A 20,809-nucleotide genomic window follows, 5' to 3' on the forward strand; every position below is an offset into this window, starting at 1 on the left:
GGCGCGGCGTGACCGACTGCACCGAGCGCAGCGAGGGCCAGGAGAGGACGCCTAAGGTGGATCTGTGACCGACTTCGCGCCCGCGCTGCTGACCGACCAGTACGAGCTGACCATGGTCAGTGCCGCCCTCAAGGACGGGACGGCGAACCGCCGCAGCGTCTTCGAGGTGTTCGCCCGGCGCCTGCCGTCCGGGCGCCGCTACGGTGTCGCCGCCGGTCAGGGCCGGCTCATGGAGCTCATCCGCGACTTCTGCTTCACCGACGCCGACATCGACTTCCTGCGCCGCTCCGGGGTCGTCGACGAGACCACCGCGGCATGGCTCGCGGACTACCGCTTCACCGGCGACATCGACGGGTACGCCGAGGGCGAGCTGTTCTTCCCCGGCTCACCGATCCTGACCGTGTCCGGCAGCTTCGCCGAGTGCGTGGTGCTGGAGACGCTGATCCTGTCGGTGCTCAACCACGACTGCGCGATCGCGGCGGGAGCGGCCCGGATGGTCACCGCCGCCCGGGGCCGGCCGATCATCGAGATGGGCTCACGCCGTACCCATGAGGAAGCCGCCGTGGCCGCGGCCCGGGCGGCCTATCTCGCCGGTTTCGCCTCGACCTCGAATCTCGCGGCCGGCGGCCGCTACGGCATCCCCACGACCGGCACGTCGGCGCACGCGTTCACGCTGCTGCACGACGACGAGCCGGCCGCGTTCGCCTCGCAGGTGGCGGCGCTGGGCAAGAACACGACGCTGCTGGTGGACACCTACGACATCGCCCAGGGCATCCGCAACGCGATCGCCGTGGCCGGGCCCGACCTGCGCGCGATCCGCATCGACTCGGGTGACCTGTCGGTGCTGGCGCAGCACTCCCGCGAGCTGCTCGACTCCCTCGGCGCCACGGAGACGAAGATCATCGTCTCCGGCGACATGGACGAATACTCGATCGCGACGCTGGCCGCGGAGCCGGTCGACATGTACGGCGCGGGCACGGCGGTGGTCACCGGCTCCGGCGCGCCGACCGCGGGCCTGGTCTACAAGCTGGTCGAGGTCGAAGGCCGGGCCGTGGTGAAGCGCTCGGAGAACAAAGCGACGGTCGGCGGCCGCAAAACCGCCGTCCGGCGGCACAAGCCCACGGGTACGGCCACCGAGGAGATCATCGTGTCCCAGGGCGTGCCGGATCACAACACCAACGACCGGCTGCTGCAGCGCTCGTTCGTCGTGGGCGGCGAGGTGGCACCGCTGCCGACCCTGGCCGAGTCCCGCGACCACCTGCGCCAGGGCCTCATCTCGATCCCGTGGGAGGGCCTCAAGCTCTCCGCCGGCGACCCGGCGATCCCGGTCACCGTCGTCCCCACCGCCTGAAAGGTGTGACCATGTCACGCGCACTGATCATCGTCGACGTCCAGAACGACTTCTGCGAGGGCGGCTCCCTGGCCGTGCCGGGCGGCGCGGGCGTGGCCGCGGGCATCTCGGCGGCCCTGAAGTCGGGCAGCTGGGACCACGTCGTGGCGACGAAGGACTACCACATCGACCCGGGCGCGCACTTCAGCGAGCACCCCGACTTCGTCGACTCGTGGCCGGCCCACTGCGTGGTCGGCACGGAAGGCGCGTCCTTCCACCCGGCGCTGGAGACGGAACGGGTGGAAGCGGTGTTCCACAAGGGCGAGCACAAGGCGGCGTACTCGGGCTTCGAGGGACACACCCGCGAGGGCGAAGGGCTGGCGGACTGGCTGCGGGCCAGGTCGGTGACGGAGGTCGAGGTGGTGGGCATCGCCACAGACCATTGCGTACGGGCAACAGCGCTCGACGCGAAGCAGGCGGGTTTCGCCACGACGGTGCTGCTGGACCTGACGGCCGGGGTGGCCGCCGCGACGACAACCGCGGCGCTGGCGCAGTTCGAGGAGGCCGCGGTCGAAACGACAGGCACGCCGGTCGTCGCGTGACCTCTGTCTAATCGATTGGGAGTTGTCGTACCCCTGCTGTTGACTGTCCGGCGGAGGTTAGGACCGCCATGACACTCACGCCTTACCGGGAGACCCTCGCGCTGCGCGGGATCCGTTCGCTGCTCATCGTGGCGACGCTCGCCCGCATCCCGATCACGGCCGGCACGGTCACGCTGACCCTGCACGTGACCCAGGACCTGCACCTCGGCTACGGCGCCGCGGGCCTGGTCGGGGCGGCCTTCACCGTCGGCAGCTCCCTCGGCGCGCCGGTGCTGGGCCGGGTCACCGACCGCAAGGGCCTGCGCCCGGTGCTGGTGCTGACCACGGTGGCCGAGGTGACGTTCTGGACGACGGCACAGGCGATGCCGTACTGGGCGTTGCTGATGGCCGCGCTGGTGGGCGGCTTCCTGACCCTGCCGGCGTTCGCGGTCGCCCGGCAGTCGATCGCCGCGCTGGCGCCGGAGTCGCACCGCCTGCCGGCCTTCGCCCTGGACTCGATCACCACAGAGCTGTCCTTCATGGCCGGCCCCGCGCTGGGCGTCCTGGTCAGCACAACAGCAGGCGCCCGCGTGGCGATGCTGGCGGTCGGCACGGGCATCCTGCTGTCCGGCATAGGGCTGTACGTGCTGAACCCGCCGATCCGCGGCAAGGACGAAAAGCCGATCTCCGCGGGCGAACGTGTCCCCCGCAGCACCTGGCTCAAGCCCCGCCTGGTCGCGATCCTGGCGATCACAAGCGCGGCAACCATCGTCCTGAGCGGCACGGACGTGGCGGTGGTGGCTGTGTTGCAGAGCTCCGGGGAGGTCGAGTGGACCGGGGCGGTGCTGGGCATGTGGGCGGCTTATTCGCTGGTGGGCGGGTTCGCGTACGGCACGGTGAAGCGTGGGCTGTCGCCGTTGGCGTTGTTTGCCCCGATGGCTCTGCTGACGATCCCGGTCGGGCTGGCGGGTGGTCATTGGTGGCTGCTGGCATTGCTGCTCCTGCCGGCGGGCGCACTGTGCGCCCCGACGATCACGGCGACGGCGGACGCGGTGAGCAGGATGACCCCGGCGTCGGCCCGCGGCGAGGCGATGGGGTTGCACAACTCGTCGCTGACGGTGGGGGTGGCGCTGGGGGCGCCGTTGGCTGGTGTGGTGATGGATACGTGGTCGCCTGCCTGGGGGTTTGCTGCGGTGGGTGGGGTTGGGGTGGTGGTGGCTGTGCTGGCCCTGCCGGCCGAGCTGCGCCGGCGGCAGGAGGTGGCACGGCAGGTTGATGGCGGGTTGGACAGTGAGGTGGGGCAGGGTTCTGGGGATTCGCTGGGGTCGGGTGTGGCCGGGCCGGCGGCGGAGTTCCCGGCGCCTGATGCGGCGGCGCCTAGTCGGTGAGGCGGGTGCCCCGTTCGCGGGCGTTGGTGGCGCTGTGGGGTTGCTCGCCTTGCTCGTTGGGGTTGGGCTTCAGGCGTGGCTCGGGCGGGCGGTGATCTGGGCCGGGATGGAGCTGGGTCGGTGTTTGGGGTCGGGTCTGGGTTGATCTGAGCGGCCGGGTGCGGCGGGTTGGGTGGCGGGCTTCTGGCTTGGTCTGGAGCGGATCCGATCAAGCCGATGTAGGCCGGGGATTGCCGCGGTCGATCGCGCCGGCGCGGGCAGCCCGGGCGCAGGCGCTGCGGGCCGCGCAAGCAGGGAGTCGCTCGCAGCGCGGGCAGGCCTGGCAGGCCTGGCGGGCTCGGCAGGCCCGGCAACGGGTCGCAGGCACATGCACCGCAGTCAGCAAGGGGACCGGCAGGTGGGCCGCCGGCAGCGTAGGCGCGGGCGCGAGCGGCACGGGAGCAGGGCAGCGCAGCTATAGGCACAGGCACCGCGGCCAGCGCGGGCGGGGGCAGCGCGGGGCACGGGCAGCACGGGCAGCGCGGGCAGCGCAGGGCACGGGCAGCACGGGGCACGCGCAGCGCGGGGCACGCGCAGCGCAGGCAGCGCGGGACACGCGCAGCGTGGGTGGGGGCAGCCCGAGCGCCAGCAGCGCGGGGCACGGGCAGCGCGGGCACGGACAGCGCGGGGCACGAGCAGCACGGACAGCGCGGGGCACGAGCAGCACGGACAGCGCGGGGCACGAGCAGCACGGACAGCGCGGGGCACGCGCAGCGCGGGGCACGCGCAGCGCGGGGCACGCGCAGCGCGGGGCACGGGCAGCGCGGGGCACGGGCAGCCAGCAAGGGACGGGCAGCTGGGCCGCCGGCAGCGTAGGCGCGGGGCGCGAGCCGCGCGGGCGCGAGCCGCGGACGCTGGCGCAGCCACCGAGTCCAGCGCAGACGCTAGCCGCGCGGGCGCGAACACCAGGCACAGGCAACGCGGCAGCCCGGGTGCGGGCAGCGCGGGTGCAGCCAGCGCAGGCGCAGGCACCGCGGACCAGCCCAGGGCGCGGGCAGCCCAGGCTCCCAGGCGCCGGCAGCCAGGCGCGGGCCCAGGCACGGGCAGCCAGGCGCGGGCCCAGGCACGGTCCAGGCAGACGAGCAGCGCAGGACCAGGCAGCGCAAGCAGAGCAGGCATGGACAGCGGCGCTGCTCGCCGCCGACTGCCCGCTGCCAGCGGCAAGGCCCCATGCTGACGGTTCTGCTGACGGCGACTACGGGATGCAACGCAGCCGCAAGCTCACCGACGGCGACCGCCTGCAGCGGGCCGTGGCCAGCGGCGGCCTCCACCACGGCCGCAACGTTCAGCGCATCCACCCCGACGCCCGCCGCCCGAAGCTGCGCTCGGATCCACGGTCAAGGCCCCGAGAGGAGCCCCGGTGCGGTAAGGCCCGTGACGGAACCGCCGCGCAAATGCGAAGCGGCCCGCCCCCGGAAAGGGACGGGCCGCTCAGCAGGTACCGGTCAGTGCTTGCGGTCGCTGACGTCTTCCTGGTACGTCGCGCCGCCGTCGGATTCGCTGGTCAGGGGGCGGGCGCCGCCTTCCGGCGGGCCTGCCAGCGACTGGGCGCCGGCCGCCAGCTCCGGGAACTTCGCGTCGAAGGCCGGCCGCTCGGAGCGGATCCGGGGCATCTTGTCGAAGTTGCGCAGCGGCGGCGGCGACGAGGTCGCCCATTCCAGGGAGTTGCCGGCGCCCCAGGGGTCGTCGACGGTTACCAGTTGGCCGACCTTGTAGGACTTCCACACGTTGTAGATGAACGGCAGGGTCGAGGCGCCGAGGACGAACGAGCCGATGGTCGAGAACGTGTTCAGGAAGGTGAAGCCGTCGCTCGGCAGGTAGTCCGCGTACCGCCGGGGCATGCCTTCCGCGCCCAGCCAGTGCTGGACCAGGAACGTGGCGTGGAAGCCGAGGAAGGTCAGCCAGAAGTGGATCTTTCCTAGGCGGTCGTCGAGCATTCGGCCGAACATCTTCGGGAACCAGAAGTAGATGCCGGAGAACACCGCGAACACGATCGTGCCGAACAGCACGTAGTGGAAGTGCGCGATGACGAAGTACGAGTCCGAGACGTGGAAGTCGATCGGCGGAGCCGCCAGCAGCACGCCGGACAGGCCACCGAACAGGAACGTCACGAGGAAGCCGATGGCGAACATCATGGGCGTCTCGAAGCTGATCTGCCCGCGCCACATCGTGCCGATCCAGACGAAGAACTTCATGCCCGTCGGGACCGCGATCAGGAAGCTCAGGAAGCTGAAGAACGGCAGCAGCACCTGGCCGGTGACGAACATGTGGTGCGCCCACACGCTCATCGACAGCGCCGCGATCAGCAGGGTCGCGCCGACCAGGCCCTTGTAGCCGAACACCGGCTTGCGGCTGAAGACCGGGATGACCTCGGTGATGATGCCGAAGAACGGCAGCGCCACGATGTAGACCTCGGGGTGGCCGAAGAACCAGAACAGGTGCTGCCACAGCATCGGGCCGCCGGTGTCCACGTCGAAGACGTGCGCGCCGAGCACGCGGTCGGCGGCCAGTGCGAACAGCGCCGCGGCCAGGAACGGGAAGACCATGATCACCAGGAGGCTGGTGACCAGGATGTTCCACGTGAAGATCGGCATCCGGAACATCGTCATGCCGGGGGCGCGCAGCGTGATGATCGTGGTGATGATGTTGACGCCACCGAGGATCGTGCCGAGGCCGGAGAGCGCCAGGCCGACGACCCACATGTTGCCGCCGACGCCCGGCGAGTGCAGCGAGTTGCTGAGCGGGGTGTACGCGAACCAGCCGAAGTCGGCCGCCCCACCCGGGGTCAGGAAGCCGCTGATGGTGATCGTGCCGCCGAACAGGTACAGCCAGTAGGCGAAGGCGTTGAGCCGCGGGAACGACACGTCGGGCGCGCCGATCTGGATCGGCACCACGAAGTTGGCGAAGGCGAACACGATCGGCGTCGCGAAGAACAGCAGCATGATCGTGCCGTGCATGGTGAACAGCTGGTTGTACTGCTCCGGCGACAGGACCTGCATGCCCGGGCGGGCCAGCTCGGTGCGCATGAGCAGCGCCATGAAGCCGCCGAGGATGTAGAACACGAAGGCGGTGATCATGTACATGATCCCGATCTGCTTCGCGTCCGTCGTCCGCAGGACCCGCGCGAGGGCTGAGCCCTTCACCTGCTGTCGCACCGGCCAGGGCCGGGTCACGATCGGCTTAGGCGCAACGGTCGTCACGGATAGCCTCCGGTGTCTCGTTCGTCCCACTGCGTACACCCGAGTTCGAAGGCGTACCTCGCAGGCAGAATAGTCCCCCGCCGACCCCCGGCGGGCGCGGGGTGACCAAAGAGCACCCAGGTCTCAGAACGGCTCGACGAGTCCCCGGTACTGATCGGCGAAGATCCGTTGACCCCGCCTGCGCAGCATAGGGTCGCGCTCCGCCGGGGCGACGTCACGGGTCTGGTCGCGCTGGCGGGTGTGCTCGCGCACCTGGGCGCAGCGATCGTGTCTGCGCTGCTCAAAGGCCCGCAGCGCGGCCGGCACGTCGTCCGGGGTGGCCTTGAGCACTTCGCCGAGCACCACGGCGTCCTCGAGCGCCATCGCGGCGCCCTGGGCCAGGGTCGGGGCGGTGGCGTGGGCCGCGTCGCCGACCAGCAGCACCGGGCCCGTCGTCCAGCCGTCCAGCACGACCTCGTCGGTGCGGGCGACCTGGACCTTCTCCAGCGCGGCGAGGACGGCCGGGACCGGCCCGCCGAAACCGCCGAACAGCTCACGGACGCGGGCGCGTGGGTCCTCCGGGTTGGGTGTGCCCGCCTCGACCGTCTCGTCCGCGTGGACGTAGAGCCGCCGGCCGCCCATCGGCATCACGACAAACTGGGAGCGCTCGCCCAGCAGGCAGGTCCAGTCGCTGAGCGACGGCCCGCCGCTGACCACGCTGCGGTAGACGATCTGGCCGGTCGGGACCGCGGCGCCGCCGAGCCCCGCCTTGGCCCGGATCATGGAGCGCCGCCCGTCGGCGCCCACGACCAGGTCGTACTCGGCGATGGCGCCGTTGCCGAACTCGACCTTGGCCCCGCCGTCGACGATCTCCAGGTCGCGCACGGCGGTCTCGTAGCGCACCTCGCCGCCGACGCTGGTGAGCAGCACCTGCTGCAGGTCAGCCCGGGACAGCGCGCGGCTCTCGCCGACGCCCGCCCAGAGCGCGGCCAGGTCGACCTCGAAGAGCTGGTCACCGCTGGAGTCGTGGAAGACCTGCCGGAAGATGAGGTCGCCGAGCGGGCGCAGCGGTGCGTCGAGGCCGAGCTGCCGCATCGCGCGCGACGCGTTGCCGGGCAGGAAGATGCCGGCGCCGGGGATTGTGCTGGCCGGCAGCTCCTCGACCACGTCGGGCCGGAAGCCGGCGACTCTGAGCCCTCGGGCCGCCGCGAGGCCGCTGATGCCGGCGCCCACGACGAGGATGCGCAAGGTCATCGCAACAACGCCTCCGAGGGGTGGTCGATACGCGTCGGAGCCAAGACACTACAGGCCGCCACTGGAGCGCGAAAGCCACGATCATGCTTGTGTCCGTTTTGTGGGAGACAGCGGAGCGCCCGGGCCGGCACGTCAGGCCACCAGCTCGCGCAGGGGCACACCCGCCAGCGCCTTGACATCCCGGGAGAGGTGGGCCTGGTCGGCATAGCCCGCGGACACGGAGACGTCGGCGAACGGACGGCCGGCCCGGGCCAGCGCCACCGCCGTCTGCAACCGCAGGATCCGGGCGAGCGTCTTGGGGCCGTACCCGAAGGTGCTCCGGCATTTTCGCTGCAGGTGGCGCGGGCTCAGGCCGCACCGGTCGGCGATCGCGCCGACCGGGCGCCCGGCCCGGGCGCCGGCCGCCACCGCGACCATCGCCGGATCCGGCTCCTGCCAGCGATGCCGCGCGAAGTCCTCGAGGGCGGCGAGGGGGTCGGCGGCCTCGGACAGCCGGCGCAGCTCGGTCGCGGGGCACACCGCGTCGAGCGGCACCTGCTGGTCGGTGAACTCGTCGGCCGGGATGCCCAGCACGCCGGGCCCGGTGCCGACGGCGAAGCGCAGGGCGAAGAAGCGGCTGCCGGCCGCGGCCGTGCCGAGCTGGGCGGTGGTGTCCGGGCCGGCGATGAAGACGGCACCGTCGTGCCAGATCAGGTCCATGCAGCCGTCCGGCAGGATCCGGGTCGGCGGGCAGCCCGGCGGGACCGTGCTGCGCCACGCGATCACGTGCGGAAGCTTCGCGGCCCATTCGACGTACATGCCCCAGACCTTGGCACGGGGGTGCGACAAGTTCTCCGAATGACAACCGTGTAACTCCGGCGGACAATTGGGTGGTGACCGACCAGCTGGACGAATACCGGCGCAAGCGCGACGCCCGCCGTACCCCCGAGCCCGTGCCCCGCGGCCGGCCCCGGCCGACCAGCAGAAACAGGTTCGTGATCCAGCAGCACCACGCCCGCAGCCTGCACTGGGACGTGCGGCTCGAACGCGACGGCGTGCTGGTCTCCTTCGCCGTGCCGCGCGGGCTGCCCCGCGACCGCGGCCGCAACAACCTGGCCAAACACACCGAGGACCACCCGTTGGAATACCTCACCTTCGCCGGCGAGATCCCGGCCGGCGAGTACGGCGGCGGCCGGATGTCGATCCATGATCACGGCACCTACGAGTCCGACAAGTGGCGCGACGACGAGATAGGCGTCACTTTTCACGGCGAACGCACCAGCGGCCGCTACGTCTTCTTCCAGACCGGCGGCAACGACTGGATGGTCCGCCGGATGGACCCGGCCGAGCCGGGCTGGCAGAGCATGCCCGAGGCCGTCGAGCCCATGCTCGCTGCCCGGGCCGCCGGGCTGCCACCCGACGACGAGGACTGGGGGTACGAGCTGAGCTGGGCCGGCCGCCGCACCCTGATCCACGTGTCCGGTGGCCGGGTCCGGCTCGCCACGGCGGACGGCACGGACGTGACCTCGTGGTACCCGGAGTTGCGCCCGCTGGGCGAGGCGCTGGCCCCGCTGGAGGCCGTCCTGGACGGGGAGATCGTGGCTTTCGACGGGCCCCGGATCGCGCCGGAGCTGCTGGAACGCCGCAAGCCACCGCGCGACTCAGCGGCCGCCCGCCGCGCCGCGGAACGCACGCCGGTGCAGTTCCTGGCCTACGACCTGCTGTGGCTGGAGGGCCATTCCACGGTGGAGCTGGTGCGCTATGCGGAACGGCGGGAACTGCTCGACGGGCTGAACGTGAGCGGCGACAACTGGCAGACCCCGCCGTACTTTCCGGGTGGCGGAACCTTCGCGCTCGACACCGCCCGGGCCCAGGGGCTGACCGGCGTCGTCGCGAAACGGCTCGACTCGCCGTACCTGCCGGGCCGGCGCAGCCGGTTGTGGCTGGCCATCGACGCCGACTGAACGCGACTCGGTTTTTCCTTGATCCGAGCCGGGCGCACCCGATGAAGGGGTTTACCGGTCCCGGCGACGGAAAGGGCTATACCTGAATGCGTTGCCCGAAGCTCGAGCCGCCCACCGCTGTGAATTCGGATATGTCTGCAGATCTCTGGAACTCCGCCGCTCACGTCCTCGACACCAACTGGTCCACCGATCACATGGTCCCCTCACGGGGCCTCTACCCCCACCAGTGGAGCTGGGACGCCGCGTTCATCGCGGTCGGTCTCGCCTACGTCAACCCGACGCGCGCCTGGCGCGACCTGCGGAGCCTGTTCGAGGCGCAGTGGCCCGACGGCCGGGTGCCACACATCGTCTTCGACCCGCGCACGGCGGAGGACGACTACTTCCCGGGGCCGGGCTTCTGGAACGTGCCCGCGTACGGTGGCCGCCCGGCCCGCGGCAGCACCGGCCTGGTGCAGCCGCCGCTGCACGCGCTCGCCGCCTGGGAGGTCTACCGGCGCGCCGCGTCGCACGGCGTGGCCTGCGCCCGCGAGGCCGGCGATCAGCTCGCCTGGATCTATCCGCGGCTGGTCGCGCAGCAGGAATACCTGACCGGGCGCCGTGACGCCGGCGGTGACGGGCTGGCCAGCATCGTGCACCCGTGGGAGTCGGGCCTGGACAACAGCCCGTCGTGGGATGCCGCCCTGGCGGCCGTGCCGGCCGATCTGACGCTGCTCCAGCGCTTCCGGCGGCGGGACATCGAGAACGCGGACGCGGCGCACCGGCCCACCGACGCCGACTACGCCCGGTACGTCGGCCTGGTGGTCGACTACCGCGACGGCGGCTACTCGGACGTCGAGCTGGCCCACCGGCACGGGTTCGTGGTGGAGTGCCCGTCGTTCAACACGATCCTCGCGGCGGCCGAGCTGGCCCTGGCCCACATCGCCGCGGTGGTCGGGGCGGATCCCGCGCGGCACCGGCAGCGCGCGCAGCGGATCACCCGGGCGATCTCCGAGCACCTGTTCGACCCGGAAACCCGTACGTTCCGGTCGCGCGACGTGCGTACCCGTACCCTCAGCCCGGCCCGGTGTGTCAACGGCCTGGTGCCGCTGCTGTTGCCCGACCTGCCCGGCGGGCAGGTCGAGGCGATCATGGCCGAGGCGAGCTCGCCGCGATTCGGCCTGCCCGCGCAGACCGGGCTGCCGGTGCCGAGCTACGACCGGACCGCGCCTGATTTCGACCCGCTGCGGTACTGGCGCGGACCGGTCTGGATCAACATCAACTGGCTGCTGCGGCGCGGCATGCTCGTACACGGCTACCTCGACGAGGCCGAGGACCTGCGGCTGGCGATGATCCGGCTGGTGCACACCTCCGGGCACTTCGAGTACTACCACCCGCGGACCGGGGCGGGGATCGGCGCCCCGACGTTCAGCTGGACCGCCGCCCTCGCCCTCGACCTGCTCGCCGACCGCAGCGTGCCCGCCTACGCCCGGGCCGCCTGAGCGCTCAGAACTCCTCCGCCCGCACGGTCGTGTCGGCGCCGTGGCCCGTGTGCACAACTGTGTCCGGCGGCAGGGTGAGCAGGCGCTCGCGGATGGAACGTTCGATCGTCGGCCGGTCGCTGTGCGAGCGGCCGGTCGCACCCGGACCGCCCTGGAACAGGGTGTCGCCGGTGAAGACGCAGCCCAGCGCCGGCGCGTAGAGGCAGACGGCGCCTGGGCTGTGCCCGGGCGTGTGCAGCACCCGCAGCACCTCACCGGCGACGGCGATCTCGTCACCGTCGGCCAGCGGCGCGGGCATCGGCTCGCTGGGGTGCACCAGCTTCCAGAGCACCTCGTCCGCCGGGTGCAGCAGCAGCGGGGCGCCGGTCTGCCGGGCCAGCTGGGGAGCGACCCGGACGTGGTCGTCGTGCGCGTGGGTGAGCACGATCGCGACGATCCGCCGGCCCCCGGCCGTGTCGAGGATGGTCCGGACGTCGTGCGGGGCGTCGATCACCACGCACTCCTCGTCGTCGCCGACCACCCAGACGTTGTTGTCGACGTCGAAGGTCTCACCGTCCAGCGAGAACGTGCCGTGCGTCACCGCGTGGTCGACCCTCATGAGAAGAGCACCACCGAACGCAGCACGCCGCCCTGGTGCATCTTGGTGAAGGCATCCTCGACCTGGTCGAGGCGGATCTCCTCGGTCACGAAGGCGTCCAGGTCGAGCCGGCCCTGCAGGTAGAGCTCGGTCAGCATGGGGAAGTCGCGGGTCGGCAGGCAGTCGCCGTACCAGCTGCTCTTGAGCGCCCCGCCGCGGCCGAAGATGTCCAGCAGCGGCAGCTCGACGGTCATCTCCGGGGTCGGCACGCCGACCAGGACGACGGTCCCGGCCAGGTCGCGGGCGTAGAACGCCTGCTTGTACGTCTCCGGGCGGCCCACCGCCTCGACCACCACGTCGGCCCCGTTGCCGCCGGTCAGCTCCTGCACGGCGGTGACCACGTCCTGCTCGCGCGCGTTGACGGTGTGCGTCGCGCCGAACTTGCGGGCCCATTCCAGCTTCTGCGGGTCGGTGTCGACCGCGATGATCGTCGTCGCCCCGGCCAGCGCGGAACCGACGATCGCGCCGTCGCCGACCCCACCGCAGCCGATCACGGCCACCGAGTCGCCGCGGGTGACGCCGCCGGTGTTGATCGCCGCGCCGATGCCGGCCATCACGCCGCAGCCGAGCAGGCCGACGGCGGCCGGCCGGGCCCGCGGGTCGACCTTGGTGCACTGGCCGGCGTGCACGAGTGTCTTCTCCACGAACGCGCCGATGCCCAGCGCCGGGGACAGCTCGGTGCCGTCCTCGAGCGTCATCTTCTGCGTCGCGTTGTGCGTGTTGAAGCAGTACCACGGCTTGCCCTTGCGGCAGGCCCGGCAGTCGCCGCAGACGGCCCGCCAGTTCAGCACGACGAAGTCACCCGGGGCGACGTCGGTGACCCCGGCACCGACGGACTCCACGATCCCGGCGGCCTCGTGGCCGAGCAGGAACGGGAAGTCGTCGTTGATGCCGCCCTCGCGGTAGTGCAGGTCCGTGTGACAGACCCCGCAGGCCTGGATCTTGACCACGGCCTCGCCGGGACCGGGATCCGGCACGATGATCGTGGTCACCTCGACCGGCGCGCCCTTGGCCCGGGCGATGACTCCGTTGACTCGCTGACTCATGGTTCCCACCTTCTCACCTCCGGCTCACCGCGCGGGTTGTCGGACCCAGGATCTAAGTTGAGGTGGTGACCGTCCTGCGCCGCACGCTGATCGCCGTCCTGGCCCTGCTCCTGGTGCCCACACCCGCCCGGGCGGACGCACCGATGCGGGTGCCCACCCAGGTGACCGACGAGGCGGGCGCACTGGGCAGCCGCGCGGCAGCAGTCGACACGGCGCTGGCCCGGCTGCAGTCCGACACCGGCATGCAGCTCTTCGTGGTGTTCGTGGAGTCGTTCGACGGCACGCCGGCCCAGACCTGGACAGACGAGACAGCCCGGCTGAGCGACCTGGGCGAGCGCGACGCGCTGCTCGCGGTGGCGACCCGCGACCGCGCGTACGCGTATTCGTTCCCCGACGACTCCCGCTTCTCCAACGCTGAGCTCGCCGACGTGGCGAGCAACGACATCGAGCCGGCCCTGTCCCGTGGCGACTGGTCCGGCGCGGTGATCGCCGCCGCCGAGGGCTATTCGGCGGCGGCCGCGGGCTCGAGCGGGTCACTGACCTGGGTGCTGATCCTGCTCGCGGTGATCATCGCGGGCGCGCTGATCTGGGTGCTGCTGCGCCGCCGCCGTCGCGCCCGGCCGGCACCCCCGCAGGTCACCGGCCCGCCGACCGAGGAACTGACGGCCACGGCCAACGCCCTGCTCATCGAGCTCGACGACGACCTGCGGGCCAGCGAGAGCGAGCTGGCGCTGGCCGCCGCGCAATACGGCCCGGAGGCGACGGCGCCGTTCCGGGCTGCGCTGGACGCGTCCCGGCAGGACGTCGCTGAGGCGTTCCGGCTGCGGATGACGCTCGAAGAGGAGCCCGCCCCGGACGAGGAGACCCGCCGCCGCACGCTCGGCGAGATCATCGCGAAGTGCCGGGCCGCCGACGAGCGGCTGGACGCGGAGTCCGAGGCATTCGACCGGCTGCGCGACCTGGAGGGCCGGGCGGAGCAGGTGGCCAACGAGGTGGACCGGCGCCGGGCGGCGGTCGAGGCCGCCTTGCCGGCGGCGGCTGAGGCACTGCAAGACCTGACCCACCGGTACGCGGGACCGACGGTCACTGGGATCTCAGCGAATCTCGATCAGGCTCGGGAGCGGGTCCGGTTCACGGGCGAGGCGGTGGGGCGGGCTCGCGCTGCTCTGGCCGGGAGTCCGGCCGGCTCGGGTGGGGTTCCTGCCGGGGCCGGGCCGGTGGGCGGGGGCCGGGCCGAGGCTGCGCTGGCCTTGCGGGCCGGTGAGCAGGCTGTCGGGCAGGCCGAGCAGTTGGTCGCGGCTGTTCAGCGGGCCGGGGCCGAGCTGGCGACCGCGCGTTCGGCCGCGGACGCTCTGATCGTCGAGCTGGACGCGGAGATCGCGACCGGGCGGGCGGCACTGGCTGGAGGCAGTGCGGTGCCGGCCGGGCTCGGGGCTGCGGTGACGGGCGCCGAGCAGGCCGTGGCTGAGGTGCGCCGGCAGCTTTCCGAATCGAAGACTGACCCCGTGACTGCGGTCGCGACGCTGCAGGCCGCCGACGCGGCGCTGGATCGGGCGCTTGCCGAGGCGCAGGACGCTGCCGAGCGTGCGGCACGGGCGCGGGGGCTGCTGGCCCAGGCGTTACCGGTGGCGCGGGCCGAGGTTGCGGCGGCGGGCGACTTCATCACCACCCGGCGCGGGGCGGTCGATGCGGGGGCGCGGGCGTCGCTGTCTGAGGCTCAGCGGCACTTGGCGTTGGCCGAGAGTCTGGCCGGGTCCGATCCGGTGGCGGCTCTGGGTGAGGCCCAGCAGGCGCAGCAGCTGGCGGCGAGTGCCGGGCAGGCTGCGCGGGCGGATGTGCAGAGCTGGGGCGGGGGTTATGGCAACCGCGGCGGCTTCGACGAGGCTTTCGCGGGCGCGGTGCTCGGCGGGATCCTGTCCGGCGGCGGAGGCGGGTTCGGCGGCGGCTTCGGGCGGGGCGGTGGTGGCGGCTTCGGCGGCGGCGGCTGGGGTGGCGGGGGCTTCGGCGGTAGCGCCAGCCGGGGCCGGCGATCCGGCGGCGGAGGTGGCGGCGGTGGACGCCGAGGTGGTGGCGGCCGCTTCTGACCGGGGGCCCGGCTCACTCCTAGCCGGGCTCACTCCCTAGCCGGGCTTACTCCCCTGGCCGGGGCTGGCTTCCGGGCCGGGCTCACTGCCGGGCCGGGCTCAGTTGCCGGGCGGGCTTGCTGCCGGGCCGGGCTCACTGCTTGGCGGGCTCACTGCCGGGCGGGCTCACTGCCGGGCCGCGCTCACTGCCGCGCCGGGCTCACTGCGAGGCCGGGCTCACTGCCGGGCCGGGCTCACTGCCAGGGCGGGCTTGCTGCCAGGGCGGGCTTGCTGCCGGGCGTTGATCTCGGCTCAGGAGCAGGGCTTCTCGGCGGGGGCAGGGGTTTCCAGCAGGGCGTCGCAGAGCTTGCTGAGCTGGCGGATCTGCGCCGGGGTCAGCCGGTCGAAGACCAGGTGCCGCACAGCATCCACGTGACCGGGCGCCGCCCCGACGATCTTCGCGAAGCCCTCGTCGGTCAGCACCGCAATCTGCACGCGGCCGTCCTCGGGGTCACGCTCGCGACGAACCAGGCCCTGCGCCTCCAGGCGGGCGACCACGTGCGACAGGCGGGACAGTGAGGCGCTGGCCTTGCGCGCCAGGCGGCTCATCGCCAGGCGGCGGTCGTCCCGCTCGGACAGTGTGGCGAGCACCAGATATCCCATATGGGTCAGGCCCGCGTCCCGCTGCAACTGACCCTCGAGCGCGGCCGGCAGCTTGACGAGCACCTCGATGAACCGGCGCCACGCCTGCTGTTCCTCGTCGGTCAACCACCGTGGCTCGTCCATGGCAGCAGATTAGTTAACGGGGTTCCCAGCAAGGTCCCCCGGGGCCTGGATCCGCGCCCGTCGCGCCCCAATCTTCGGGAAACGAGGCGAGAACATTCGGGCAGGTCGATCGACTTCATTGAAGCCTCAAGGGTAAGGTGCGCGGAGACTTTACCCTTCCGGCACGGCGCCGGGACCGGCTGGCTGGGGGGCCTCGGCCGGCCCCGGCGCTGTGTCGCCCCGGCCGTCCGCCTCCTTGGGCCACGCTGCCGTGCGAAACGAAGCAGTCGAACCGGGCCCGGTGGTGGGCTTCGGCGCTCTTGTACCAGTCGTGGTCACAGTCGCGGCTCCCCTTGGGCAGCAAGTCATGCACCAAGCGGGCAGGGCCGAGCGCAGCGTGGTCCGCCAGCGGTATCTGCCCATGGGTCGCTTCTCGTGACCGGCCGTTCCGTGGACCCGCGGAGCGCTCGAAGACCCAAGGCAGCAGGCACGGCAAGAGACGGCCTGCGCGTCACGCTGAGCGCGGCCGTCTCTCCACCAGATGCACGAGCTACACGCCCCGAAGGGCGGCGAGCTCAGGAAGCCGGCGGCTCGTCCTTCCCCGCCTCTTCCAGCGCATCCGCCTCTTCCTTGGTCTTGTGCACCGCACCCTCAGCGTGCTCCGGCGGCCCGTAGACCGTGTACAGCACGAGCGGGTTCGGGCCTTCGTTGGTGAAGTTGTGCTTGTGCCCGGCCGGCACCACCACCAGGTCGCCCTGGCTGACCTTGCGGGTCTGGCCGCTGACCTTGGCCTCACCCACACCGCTCACGAAGGTGAGGATCTGGTCCACCTCGTGGATCTCTTCACCGATCTCGCCGCCCGGCGGGATCGTCATGATCACGAGCTGGGTGTGTTTGCCCGTCCACAGCACGCGGCGGAAGTCCGGGTTCTTCTCGGCAACGGTGGCGATCGTGTAGTGCTCCATGCCACCCACGTACCCGGATCACTGAGATTTTGAACGCCGCAGCCGGGTGGCCGGTCGCAGCTCCTCCACCGGCGCCGGCCGGCCGATCAGGTAGCCCTGCACGAAGTCGACGCCCATCTCGCGCAGCATCCGCATGGTGGCTTCGTCCTGCACGTACTCGGCCACCGTGTGGATGCCGTACGCCTGACAGACCTGCACCAGCGCCCGGACCAGCACCTGGTCCTCCGGGTTGCGGACCAGATCGACCACGTACTCGCCGTCGATCTTGACCAGGTCGATCGGGAAGAGCCGCAGGTAGCGGAACGACGCGTAGCCCGAGCCGAAGTCGTCCAGGGCCAGCTGGCAGCCCAGGTCGCGGATCCGGTCGGCGAAGTGGCGGGCCTCGCTCAGGTTGCCGATCAGGGCCGTCTCGGTGATCTCGAACGTCAGTTGTTCCGGGTTCACCGCGTACCGCTCGATCAGCGCTTCGACCTCGGCGGTCAGCCGGGGGTCGCCCACCGACCGGCCGGAGAGGTTGATCTGCAGGCAGAGGTCGGTGCGTTCGGCCGCGAGCTGCATCGCCCGCTCGACCACCCACAGATCGATGTCGTAGATCGTGTCGAGGCGTTCGGCGATCTGCAGCACCTGCTCGGGCGACTGCGGGTTGTCGGCCTCGTCGAGGACGCGCAGCAGCAGCTCGTGCCGGAGCACCCGGTTGGTCTGGAGCTCCAGGATCGGCTGGGCGAACAGCGTGAACCGGTCGGTGCCCAGCGCGTCGGCGACCCGGTCGCGGTAGGTGTCCTGCCGGTCACGGGCCGGCACCGGGTCGGAGACCAGGGTCAGCGGCCGTTCCGCGTCGCGGGCCTGCCGCCACGCCTGCTCGGCGTCGATCAGCAGATCGTGGCTGTCCGCCTCGCCCTCGGCGCGGAACCGCACCAGGCCGCCCCACACCCGGGCGCGCAGCCAGGCGTCGGGCAGCACGAACGGCTGCGAGCGCAGGGCCTCGACGAACAGGTCGGCCTGGCGGCGGGCCATCACCCAGGAGGCGCCGGGCAGCAGGACGGCGATCTCGTTCGGGCCCGCCCGGCCCAGCAGGTCGTCGGGACGGGCCAGACCTTCGAGTACGCGGGCAGCCCGCTGCAGCAGATCGGCGTGCCGGTCGGCGCTGACCCCCTCGGCCCGGTCCGGCTCGACCCGCACGACCAGCACCGCCCCGCCACCGCGGCGCTGCGCCCGGTCCACCTCGTCGGCGAAACGGGCGCGGGTCAGCAGGCCGGTGGCCGGGTCCTTCTCGACGACCGACGCCTGCACTGTCTCGCCGCGGCGGCTCAGCCGGGCCACTTCGCGGCGGGCGCGTTCGCGGGCGGAGACGTCACGCAGGGAGCCGTGGATGCCGACCACGGCGTTGTCCGGGCCGATGATCGGTTCGAGCCGGCAGTCCACGTCGAACCAGCCACCATCGTCGCGCATCAGCCGTACCGTCGTGCGCACCGGCTCGCGCGCCGACCAGGCGCGGGTGATCGCACCGAGGGCCTTGGCGTGGTCGTCGACATGCACGTGCCGGGCCAGGATCTGCTGGCTCAGCTGTTTGCCGCCCGGCGGCCGGCCGAGCAGGCCGGCGAGCGCGTCGGACCAGACGATCTCCTCGCCGGCGGCCAGGTACGTGAACCAGGCCTCGTCGTCGGGGGCCGTGCGAGGCTCGGGCAGCGGCAGCTGGTGGCCCTGATTGGGGGTGAGCCGGGGGCGGCGGGAGAGGCGGTCGCGCAACGCGCGGGGACGCGGAAAGCGTTCTTCGGGTGCCGTCATGCGCCGTCGCTACCTCCCTCCCAGGTCAACCGTTGCCCCTGACCTATTACGACCCGTCACAGGTCGATGTAACAGTGGGCACCCACGACAATGTTTTCGCAGCTGGCCCAACAAAACAACGAACTGCACGTTCTCCACCGTTCAGGGCCGTAATTTGGCCGATCGGTCGACCCTGCCGCCGCGCTCCGCGAGAGCCCGGTCACGGTCAGATCCATGACAGACAGTTACTTGCTGTGCTTACTGTGGAACCTTGTGCGACCCCTACCCGCTCTCCACGATCAACATGCACGCATAGGCGCGACAAGCATGCGCCGCGTAACGAGATCCGGAGACGGTGGATATGGTGGCTGTTCGGACACGTGAGCGAGGACGACGACGCATGGGCATCATTCGGGACATGCAGCGGGCGCACGCGACCCAGACTGCCGCCGAGCAGCGGGCACAGACTGCCGCCGAGCAGCAGCGCCAGCTGATCAGGCGTAACGCCGACCTGGCCGCCGCGGCCGCGCAACGGGCGGCCGCCGACGCGGAGCAGCAACGCGAACACCGCCGGTTGTACGCGGAGGCCCGCACGGCCGAGGCGGCAGCGGCGAACGCGGACATCCGGGCCCGGCTGTCCGAGCTCGACTCATTGCTGCTGTCCACCCTGGATGTCGACGACCACATCGACCTGGACCGGTTCAAGAAGCCGGTGCGGGTGCCGCCGTTCGACCCGGGCAAGCTCGGCCGGCCGCTGCCGGAGCCGGTGTGGGAGAGCTTCGCCCCGCCGGAGCCGCGCGGGGTGGGCAAGATCCTCGGTGGTGAGCGGATTCACCAGCAGCAGATAGATGCCGCGAAACGGGCGTACCAGGACGCGCGGGCGCGCTGGATCGATGCGGAGACCCGCCGGCTGCGCCAGCTCGCGGCCCGGGAGCTCCAGTACGAGGAGAACCGCAGCCGGTACGAGGCGAAGCTCATCTCGTACAACGCCGAGGTGGACCGTTTCGCGTCAGCCGTGGCGGGGGCCGATCCGGCGTCCGTGGTCGAGTACTTCGCGATGGTGCTGGGCAACTCGGTGTATCCGGACGACTTCCCGCAGCATTTCCGGCTGGCGTACCAGGCCAAGCAGCGCCGGCTGCTGGTCGAGTACCACCTGCCACCGGTCGAGGTGATCCCCGTCGTCAAGGAGTACCGCTACGACCGGGTCCGGGACGACCTGATGGCGGTGCCGCGCGACGAGGGTGAGATCCGCCGCCGATACACGGAGATCATCTCCATGGTGGCGCTGCGGACCATCCACGAGATCATCGAGGCCGACCGCGGCGGCCTGGTGGGTGAGGTGCTGTTCAACGGCATCGTCGACACGATCGACCGGCGCACCGGCCAGTTCGTGCGGCCCTGCCTGGTGTCGGTACGGGCCGAGCGGGACACCTTCGCCGCGATCAAGCTGCGCCGCGTCGACCCGATCGCCTGCGTCAAGCACCTGCAGTCCGGCCTGTCCGCCCAGCCGGACCAGCTCGACGGCGTGACCCCGATGATCGACTTCGATCGGGAGGCCGGGCAGGACTTCACCGGCGAGTTCAACGTGCTGGCCGACATCGACGAGCGGCCCAACCTGGCCACGCTGGCCGCCGCGGAGTACGAGCAGCTGCTCTGCGACCTGTTCGGCAACATGGGACTGGAGATGGGCCCGGCGGCCGAGGGCCCGCGCTGGCTGGCCACGGATCCCCGGCCACTGTTCGGGGGCGCGGTCGTGATCTATGCCGTACGCGGCAAGCCGGTCAGCGCGGCCACGGCCGCCGGCCTCGCCGAGGAGGTCGCGGCCGCGGGAGCCACCAAGGGCATCCTGGTCGCCATCGACGGGTACGAGGTCGAGGCGTACGAGGCGGTGGCGGGCCGCCCGGTCGAGCTGCTGGACGGCTCCGCCCTGCTCAACCTGCTCGCCGAGCACTCGGGGGTGAAGGCCCGCATCGAGCCTGTCTAACCGCCGAGCTGGTGGCCGGTGGTGGCGTCCACGTGGTCGGGGACCTCCTCGTGCCGGTCGCCGACGGTCGGCGTCCCGGTCGGCTCGAACATCATGATCTGGGCGCCGCCGGGCGAGCTCGGCTTGTGCTCGGTGCCCCGCGGCACGGTGAAGACGTCACCCTGGCGCAGCACGACCGTACGGTCCCGGAGAGCGATCTGCAGCTCGCCGTCCAGCACGAGGAAGAACTCGTCGGTGTTGTCGTGGGTGTGCCAGAGATGCTCGCCCTGGACCTTGGCCACGCGTACGTCGTAGTCGTTGACCCGGGTCACGATGCGCGGGCTCCACAGGGCGTCGAAAGAGGCCAGGGCCGCACTCAGGGAGATCGGTTCGTCGCTCATCAGCTCATCCTCG

General features: G+C 71.7%; 16 protein-coding genes. 7 read left to right on the forward strand and 9 right to left on the reverse strand.

The genetic code is table 11. The annotated features are described in order from the left end of the window. The first annotated feature begins 64 nt into the window (after nucleotides 1–64). The 3 genes from ACZ6S4_RS22270 (at nucleotide 65) to ACZ6S4_RS22280 (ending at nucleotide 3,299) form a co-directional block, all read left to right on the forward strand. A complete protein-coding gene (locus ACZ6S4_RS22270; protein WP_465476759.1) occupies nucleotides 65–1,351 on the forward strand; it encodes a nicotinate phosphoribosyltransferase in 1,287 nt (428 codons plus the stop codon). 11 nt (nucleotides 1,352–1,362) lie between these two features. Beyond that, the gene (locus ACZ6S4_RS22275) at nucleotides 1,363–1,932 is read left to right on the forward strand and encodes an isochorismatase family protein (protein WP_465476760.1); all 570 of its coding nucleotides are present in this window, start codon (nucleotides 1,363–1,365) and stop codon (nucleotides 1,930–1,932) included. Nucleotides 1,933–2,000: 68 nt separating this feature from the next. Then, a complete protein-coding gene (locus tag ACZ6S4_RS22280) occupies nucleotides 2,001–3,299 on the forward strand; it encodes an MFS transporter (RefSeq protein ID WP_465476761.1) in 1,299 nt (432 codons plus the stop codon). Nucleotides 3,300–4,783: 1,484 nt separating this feature from the next. Here ACZ6S4_RS22280 and ctaD read toward each other — a convergent pair. The 3 genes from ctaD to ACZ6S4_RS22295 all read right to left on the reverse strand — a co-directional run bounded on the left by ctaD (nucleotide 4,784) and on the right by ACZ6S4_RS22295 (nucleotide 8,569). Beyond that, nucleotides 4,784–6,538: an aa3-type cytochrome oxidase subunit I gene (ctaD, locus tag ACZ6S4_RS22285; protein ID WP_465476762.1), complete on the reverse strand. Its 1,755-nt coding sequence runs from the start codon at nucleotides 6,536–6,538 to the stop codon at nucleotides 4,784–4,786. 123 nt (nucleotides 6,539–6,661) lie between these two features. Further along, a complete protein-coding gene (locus ACZ6S4_RS22290) occupies nucleotides 6,662–7,771 on the reverse strand; it encodes an FAD-dependent monooxygenase (RefSeq protein ID WP_465476763.1) in 1,110 nt (369 codons plus the stop codon). A gap of 132 nt (nucleotides 7,772–7,903) precedes the next feature. Next, nucleotides 7,904–8,569 (reverse strand): helix-turn-helix transcriptional regulator, encoded by a 666-nt coding sequence (locus tag ACZ6S4_RS22295; RefSeq protein WP_465476764.1) that lies wholly within the window; start codon nucleotides 8,567–8,569, stop codon nucleotides 7,904–7,906. A 74-nt stretch (nucleotides 8,570–8,643) separates the two neighbouring features. Here ACZ6S4_RS22295 and ACZ6S4_RS22300 point away from each other — a divergent pair, with 74 nt between their 5' ends. Next, nucleotides 8,644–9,714, forward strand: a complete 1,071-nt coding sequence (locus tag ACZ6S4_RS22300; RefSeq protein WP_465476765.1) for a DNA polymerase ligase N-terminal domain-containing protein — start codon at nucleotides 8,644–8,646, stop codon at nucleotides 9,712–9,714. 131 nt (nucleotides 9,715–9,845) lie between these two features. Continuing rightward, nucleotides 9,846–11,192, forward strand: coding sequence for an MGH1-like glycoside hydrolase domain-containing protein (locus tag ACZ6S4_RS22305; protein ID WP_465476766.1), 1,347 nt, complete (start codon nucleotides 9,846–9,848; stop codon nucleotides 11,190–11,192). A 4-nt stretch (nucleotides 11,193–11,196) separates the two neighbouring features. Here ACZ6S4_RS22305 and ACZ6S4_RS22310 read toward each other — a convergent pair whose 3' ends face one another. Together ACZ6S4_RS22310 and ACZ6S4_RS22315 are read right to left on the reverse strand one after the other, a co-directional pair. Beyond that, nucleotides 11,197–11,790, reverse strand: a complete 594-nt coding sequence (locus tag ACZ6S4_RS22310; RefSeq protein WP_465476767.1) for an MBL fold metallo-hydrolase — start codon at nucleotides 11,788–11,790, stop codon at nucleotides 11,197–11,199. Then, nucleotides 11,787–12,875, reverse strand: a complete 1,089-nt coding sequence (locus ACZ6S4_RS22315) for an S-(hydroxymethyl)mycothiol dehydrogenase (protein WP_465476768.1) — start codon at nucleotides 12,873–12,875, stop codon at nucleotides 11,787–11,789. Before ACZ6S4_RS22315 ends, ACZ6S4_RS22310 begins: the two co-directional genes overlap by 4 nt. 65 nt (nucleotides 12,876–12,940) lie before the next feature. Between ACZ6S4_RS22315 and ACZ6S4_RS22320 the strand changes: the two genes are divergently transcribed. Then, nucleotides 12,941–14,959, forward strand: a complete 2,019-nt coding sequence (locus ACZ6S4_RS22320; RefSeq protein ID WP_465476769.1) for a TPM domain-containing protein — start codon at nucleotides 12,941–12,943, stop codon at nucleotides 14,957–14,959. Nucleotides 14,960–15,250: 291 nt separating this feature from the next. Here the strand turns inward: ACZ6S4_RS22320 and ACZ6S4_RS22325 are convergent, their stop codons facing one another. The 3 genes from ACZ6S4_RS22325 to ACZ6S4_RS22335 all read right to left on the reverse strand — a co-directional run bounded on the left by ACZ6S4_RS22325 (nucleotide 15,251) and on the right by ACZ6S4_RS22335 (nucleotide 18,453). Then, nucleotides 15,251–15,724, reverse strand: a complete 474-nt coding sequence (locus tag ACZ6S4_RS22325) for a MarR family winged helix-turn-helix transcriptional regulator (RefSeq protein ID WP_465476770.1) — start codon at nucleotides 15,722–15,724, stop codon at nucleotides 15,251–15,253. A gap of 554 nt (nucleotides 15,725–16,278) precedes the next feature. Then, nucleotides 16,279–16,668: a cupin domain-containing protein gene (locus ACZ6S4_RS22330; protein WP_465476771.1), complete on the reverse strand. Its 390-nt coding sequence runs from the start codon at nucleotides 16,666–16,668 to the stop codon at nucleotides 16,279–16,281. Between the two features lie 18 nt (nucleotides 16,669–16,686). Continuing rightward, on the reverse strand, nucleotides 16,687–18,453 hold the full coding sequence (locus ACZ6S4_RS22335; protein WP_465476772.1) for a GGDEF domain-containing phosphodiesterase: 1,767 nt from the start codon (nucleotides 18,451–18,453) through the stop codon (nucleotides 16,687–16,689). Nucleotides 18,454–18,832: 379 nt separating this feature from the next. Here ACZ6S4_RS22335 and ACZ6S4_RS22340 point away from each other — a divergent pair, with 379 nt between their 5' ends. Then, complete coding sequence (locus ACZ6S4_RS22340) at nucleotides 18,833–20,416, forward strand: restriction endonuclease (RefSeq protein WP_465476773.1); 1,584 nt, start codon at nucleotides 18,833–18,835, stop codon at nucleotides 20,414–20,416. Here ACZ6S4_RS22340 and ACZ6S4_RS22345 read toward each other — a convergent pair. Next, complete coding sequence (locus ACZ6S4_RS22345) at nucleotides 20,413–20,796, reverse strand: cupin domain-containing protein (protein WP_465476774.1); 384 nt, start codon at nucleotides 20,794–20,796, stop codon at nucleotides 20,413–20,415. The two genes, ACZ6S4_RS22340 and ACZ6S4_RS22345, sit on opposite strands and share 4 nt — an antisense overlap. Nucleotides 20,797–20,809: the final 13 nt, after the last annotated feature.

The organism is Actinoplanes sp. NPDC051405 (assembly GCF_055586185.1).

Excerpts from the sequence above, each read along its gene's own strand:
- ACZ6S4_RS22275 (WP_465476760.1), top strand. The coding sequence starts at position 1,363 with ATGTCACGCGCACTGATCATCGTCGACGTCCAGAACGACTTCTGCGAG.
- ACZ6S4_RS22280 (WP_465476761.1), top strand. The coding sequence starts at position 2,001 with ATGACACTCACGCCTTACCGGGAGACCCTCGCGCTGCGCGGGATCCGT.
- ACZ6S4_RS22290 (WP_465476763.1), bottom strand. The coding sequence starts at position 7,771 with ATGACCTTGCGCATCCTCGTCGTGGGCGCCGGCATCAGCGGCCTCGCG.
- ACZ6S4_RS22295 (WP_465476764.1), bottom strand. The coding sequence starts at position 8,569 with ATGTACGTCGAATGGGCCGCGAAGCTTCCGCACGTGATCGCGTGGCGC.
- ACZ6S4_RS22305 (WP_465476766.1), top strand. The coding sequence starts at position 9,846 with ATGTCTGCAGATCTCTGGAACTCCGCCGCTCACGTCCTCGACACCAAC.
- ACZ6S4_RS22310 (WP_465476767.1), bottom strand. The coding sequence starts at position 11,790 with ATGAGGGTCGACCACGCGGTGACGCACGGCACGTTCTCGCTGGACGGT.
- ACZ6S4_RS22315 (WP_465476768.1), bottom strand. The coding sequence starts at position 12,875 with ATGAGTCAGCGAGTCAACGGAGTCATCGCCCGGGCCAAGGGCGCGCCG.
- ACZ6S4_RS22325 (WP_465476770.1), bottom strand. The coding sequence starts at position 15,724 with ATGGACGAGCCACGGTGGTTGACCGACGAGGAACAGCAGGCGTGGCGC.
- ACZ6S4_RS22330 (WP_465476771.1), bottom strand. The coding sequence starts at position 16,668 with ATGGAGCACTACACGATCGCCACCGTTGCCGAGAAGAACCCGGACTTC.
- ACZ6S4_RS22335 (WP_465476772.1), bottom strand. The coding sequence starts at position 18,453 with ATGACGGCACCCGAAGAACGCTTTCCGCGTCCCCGCGCGTTGCGCGAC.
- ACZ6S4_RS22340 (WP_465476773.1), top strand. The coding sequence starts at position 18,833 with ATGGGCATCATTCGGGACATGCAGCGGGCGCACGCGACCCAGACTGCC.
- ACZ6S4_RS22345 (WP_465476774.1), bottom strand. The coding sequence starts at position 20,796 with ATGAGCGACGAACCGATCTCCCTGAGTGCGGCCCTGGCCTCTTTCGAC.